A 4393-nucleotide genomic window follows, 5' to 3' on the forward strand; every position below is an offset into this window, starting at 1 on the left:
GCGGCCGTCCCCGCGGCCCTCAGGCCTTCGACTCCGCGTAGTTGCGCAGGAACAGGGCCTCGGCGACCGAGAGCCGCTCCAGCTCCTCGGGGGACACGCTCTCGTTCACCGCGTGGATCTGCGCCTCAGGCTCGCTCAGTCCGATCAGCAGGATCTCCGCCTCCGGGTACAGCGCGGCGAGGGTGTTGCAGAGCGGGATGGAGCCGCCCATGCCGGACGACTGCATCTCCTGGCCCGGGTAGGCGGCCCGCATGGCCTCGGCCATCGACGTGTACGCCGGGCTGCTGACGTCGGCGCGGAACGGCTGGCCCTGACCGACCTGTTCCACCGTCAGCCGGGCGCCCCACGGGGTGTGTTCCCGAAGGTGCGCGGTCAGCAGCTTCGTCGCCTCGGCGGCGTCCTGGCCCGGCGGCACCCGCAGGCTGATCTGCGCCCGGGCGGTCGCCTGCACGGACGGCGTGGCCCCCACGACCGGAGGGCAGTCGATGCCGATGACGGTCACCGCGGGCCGGGCCCAGATCCGGTCGGCGACCGTGCCCGTGCCGATGAGCCCCACCCCGTCGAGCACCTTGGCGTCCGTACGGAACTCGTCCTCCGGGTACTGCAGACCGTCCCACGTCTCGTCCGTCGCGAGCCCGTCGACCGTCGTCGTCCCGTCCTCGGCGCGCAGCGACGCGAGCAGCTGGATCATCGCGGCCAGGGCGTCCGGGGCGGCTCCGCCGAACAGCCCGGAGTGCAGGTTGCCTTCGAGGGTGTCCAGCTGCACCCGCAGCATGGTCATGCCCCGGAGGGTGGTGGTGACGGTGGGCAGGCCCACCCGGAAGTTGCCGGCGTCACCGATGACGATCGTGTCCGCGGCGAGCAGTTCCGGGTGCGCCTCCGCGTACCGCTCCAGACCGCCCGTGCCCTGCTCCTCCGAACCTTCGGCGATCACCTTGACGGAGACCGGGACGCCACCGTTCGCCTTGAGGGCGCGCAGTGCGAGGAGGTGCATGATGAAGCCGCCCTTGCAGTCCGCCGCGCCGCGGCCGAACCAGCGGCCGTCGCGCTCGGTGAGCTCGAACGGCGGGGAGATCCAGGCCGACTCGTCGAGCGGCGGCTGCACGTCGTAGTGCGCGTAGAGCAGCACCGTCGGGGCGCCGGCGGGGCCGGGCAGGAAGCCGTACACCGACCGGGTGCCGTCGGGGGTGTCGAGGAGGGCGACGTCCTGGAAGTCCTCGGCGCGCAGCGCGTCGGCGACCCAGTCGGCCGCCGCCTCGCACTCGCTCGGGGGGAACTGCGCGGGGTCCGCCACCGACCGGAAGGCCACCAACTCGGCCAGCTCCGCCTTCGCACGGGGCATCAGCGAGGCAACGGTCTCGGAAATCGGACGGGCGGTCATGGGCACGCTCCTGGTGGGTGCGACGTTAGGACTGTGGCGCGGTGTGTAGGCAACCGTGGGCGACGCCGTGGACGCGGCGTTGCGTGTACGACGAATTCATGGCCGATCCTCCCACAGCGGGATTCGGCCACGACGCGCCGTAGGATGCCGTGAGCAACTGGGGCCACTGGTCGGGATCGGGAGCAGAAGCACATCGTGAGCAGCGAGAACGCAGACGCCGGACGTGAGCCGGAAGAGTCGTCGTCGGTATGGGACGTCGTCGTGGTCGGCGCGGGTCCGGCCGGAGCTTCCGCGGCGTACGCGGCGGCCGTCGCAGGCCGCCGGGTCCTGCTGCTGGAGAAGGCGGAGATCCCCCGGTACAAGACCTGTGGCGGCGGCATCATCGGATTCTCCCGGGACTCCCTGCCCCCGGGGTTCGAACTCCCCCTGAAGGACCGGATCCACGCGGTGACCTTCTCCCTCAACGGGAAGCTGTCCCGCACCCGCCGCTCCAAGCGGATGCTCTTCGGCCTGATCAACCGGCCCGAGTTCGACGCGGGTCTGGTCGAGGAGGCGCAGAAGGCCGGCGCGGAACTGCGCACCGGCGCGTCGGTCTCGCGTGTCGAGCAGCACGGCCCCGCGGTGCCCGACCGGCGTACGGTCGCGGTCGTGCTGGCCGACGGGGAGACGGTCCTGGCCAGGGCGGTCGTCGGCGCCGACGGCAGTGCCGGCCGCATAGGGGCACACGTCGGGGTGAAGCTCGACCAGGTGGACCTCGGCCTGGAAGCGGAAATCCCGGTCCCGGAGACGGTCGCGGAGGACTGGGCGGGCCGGGTCCTCATCGACTGGGGCCCCATTCCCGGCAGTTACGGCTGGGTCTTCCCCAAGGGCGACACCCTGACCGTCGGAGTCATCGCCGCGCGCGGCGACGGTGCGGGGACGAAGCGGTATCTGGAGGACTTCATCGGCCGGCTGGGACTCGCCGGCTTCGAGCCGAAGATCTCCTCGGGCCATCTGACGCGGTGCCGCAGCGAGGACTCGCCACTCTCCCGCGGGCGTGTGGTGGTCTGCGGGGACGCGGCCGGTCTGCTGGAGCCGTGGACCCGGGAGGGCATCTCCTTCGCCCTGCGGTCCGGACGGCTCGCGGGTGAGTGGGCGGTGCGGATCGCGGAGTCGCACGACGCGGTCGACGCCCGGCGCCAGGCGCTCAACTACGCGTTCGCGATCAAGGCGGGCCTGGGCGTCGAGATGGGCGTCGGCCGCCGCATGCTGCAGCTCTTCGAGCGCCGTCCCGGCCTCCTGCACGCGGTCCTGTCGGGTTTCCGCCCGGCCTGGAACGCCTTCGCGGGGATCACCCGGGGGACCACCTCGCTCGCGGAGCTGGTACGGCAGCCGCGCCCGGGTACGGCGACCGGGCGCCGCGGCCGGCTGACCGGCTCGTCGAGGGGCCGGGCCGGCGGCCACCCCCTGGCCCTCTCGGCCGCGACGGCGCCCGCGCACCCGCACCGGCCCAGCCACCCCGCCGACGGTGACGGGGCCGGCCGTCGCCCTTCCCGCCCGCGGACGCGGCCCGGTCCGGCTCGCTGCCGGCCGGGCACGGGGCCGGGGGCCTCAGCCCGTGACCGTGATCCGGAAGACCGGGTGGTCGGGACAGGCCGCCAGGAGCTCGGAGTCGGTGGACTTCGCGGTGACGCCCTGGAAGTACTGGTCGACCTCCCAGCCCCACCGCTCCAGGTAGGCACGCAGGACCTGCGCCTTCTGCGCGTCGTCCGCGATCTCCTGCGCGGTGAACGCACGGGCCTTCCGGCCCACTCTGAGCTCTCCACCGCCCGCCACCCGCATGTTGCGCACCCACTGGGAGTGGCCGCGCGCGGAGACGAGGTACTGCGTGCCCCGGTGGGTGTGCGGGTTCACGGGGATGCGCTGCATCTGCCCGCTCCTGCGGCCCCGCACCGACATCTCCGCGGTGCCCATCAGGCTGATCCCGTGGCGGGCGAGCCATCCCACGAGGCTGTTCATCCGGACGTTGAACGCGCTGCCCCGAAGGTAGTACGGCTGCGACATGGTGGCCCCCACCGGTAGTCCATTGAGAGAGCAGTGCTCTCGCTTGAGATCAGTGTGCACGAGAGTGCTGATCCAAAGCAAGAGCACTGCTCTCGTTGTTGGTCGGTGATCTGATCCCGTGGCAGACTGAGGCCCATGAGCGCCATCCGAGGAGCCAGAGAACGCGCCCGCATCGAGGTCACCGCCGCCATCAAGGAGGAGGCGAGGCGGCAACTCGCCGCGGACGGAGCCGCCAAGCTCTCCCTGCGCGCCGTCGCCCGCGAGCTCGGCATGGCCTCCTCCGCCCTGTACCGGTATTTCCCCAGCCGCGACGACCTGCTCACGGCGCTCATCATCGACGCCTACGACGCGGTGGGTGAGGCGGCCGAAGCCGCCCGCGCGACCCCCCGGGGGTCCACCGGCCCGCACGCCGCCCGCTGGACCGCGGTCGCCTGCGCCGTACGGGAATGGGCGCTGGCCCACCCCCACGAGTACGCGCTGATCTACGGCTCACCCGTTCCCGGCTACAGCGCACCGCAGGACACCGTCGGTCCGGCCTCCCGGGTCGGCTTCGTCCTCATCGGCCTGGCCCGCGACGCGGTCCTGACCGACGGCCTCGCCGTGCCGAAGACCTCGGACGAACTGCGCCCCGAGACCGAGCGCATGGCGGCGGACCTGGCTCCCGACCTGCCACCCGCCGTCATGGCGGCCCTCATCGCGGCCTGGGCCCAGCTCTTCGGCCTGATCTCCTTCGAGGTCTTCGGCCAGTTCCACGGGGTCGTCGGGGCGCGGGACGCCTTCTTCCGGCAGGCCGCCCACGATCTCGCCCGGTCGGTCGGTCTGCCCGCCGTCCCGGGGGTGGCGGCTCCCCGGAGGACCGGCGACGGGCGTCCCTGACGCCGTGTCACCCGCGGACGCGTCCCGCCTCCGATCGAAGGGGTACTCCCCGGCGGAGGGCCGTCCCCGGGGTGCGGGCCGGTGACCGGCGGG

Annotated in this window: 3 protein-coding genes and 1 pseudogene; 2 read left to right on the forward strand and 2 right to left on the reverse strand. The window is 72.8% G+C overall.

What is annotated here, in order from left to right:
- Nucleotides 1-19: 19 nt before the first annotated feature.
- A complete protein-coding gene (locus IH13_RS0126315) occupies nt 20-1381 on the reverse strand; it encodes a dipeptidase (RefSeq protein WP_031088452.1) in 1362 nt (453 codons plus the stop codon).
- A gap of 195 nt (nt 1382-1576) precedes the next feature.
- Between IH13_RS0126315 and IH13_RS0126320 the strand changes: the two are divergent.
- Nucleotides 1577-2749: pseudogene (locus IH13_RS0126320) on the forward strand (geranylgeranyl reductase family protein); the annotation flags it as partial.
- Nucleotides 2750-2971: 222 nt separating this feature from the next.
- On the opposite strand, the gene IH13_RS41255 reads toward IH13_RS0126320, so the two are convergent.
- Nucleotides 2972-3424, reverse strand: a complete 453-nt coding sequence (locus IH13_RS41255; RefSeq protein WP_082317709.1) for a nitroreductase family deazaflavin-dependent oxidoreductase — start codon at nt 3422-3424, stop codon at nt 2972-2974.
- A gap of 135 nt (nt 3425-3559) precedes the next feature.
- Between IH13_RS41255 and IH13_RS0126325 the strand changes: the two genes are divergently transcribed.
- On the forward strand, nt 3560-4300 hold the full coding sequence (locus IH13_RS0126325) for a TetR/AcrR family transcriptional regulator (RefSeq protein WP_031088454.1): 741 nt from the start codon (nt 3560-3562) through the stop codon (nt 4298-4300).
- Nucleotides 4301-4393: the final 93 nt, after the last annotated feature.

This window comes from Streptomyces sp. NRRL WC-3549, from assembly GCF_000721935.1.
Taxonomy (GTDB): Bacteria; Actinomycetota; Actinomycetes; order Streptomycetales; family Streptomycetaceae; genus Streptomyces.

Excerpts from the sequence above, each read along its gene's own strand:
- IH13_RS0126315 (WP_031088452.1), bottom strand. The coding sequence starts at position 1,381 with ATGACCGCCCGTCCGATTTCCGAGACCGTTGCCTCGCTGATGCCCCGT.
- IH13_RS41255 (WP_082317709.1), bottom strand. The coding sequence starts at position 3,424 with ATGTCGCAGCCGTACTACCTTCGGGGCAGCGCGTTCAACGTCCGGATG.
- IH13_RS0126325 (WP_031088454.1), top strand. The coding sequence starts at position 3,560 with ATGAGCGCCATCCGAGGAGCCAGAGAACGCGCCCGCATCGAGGTCACC.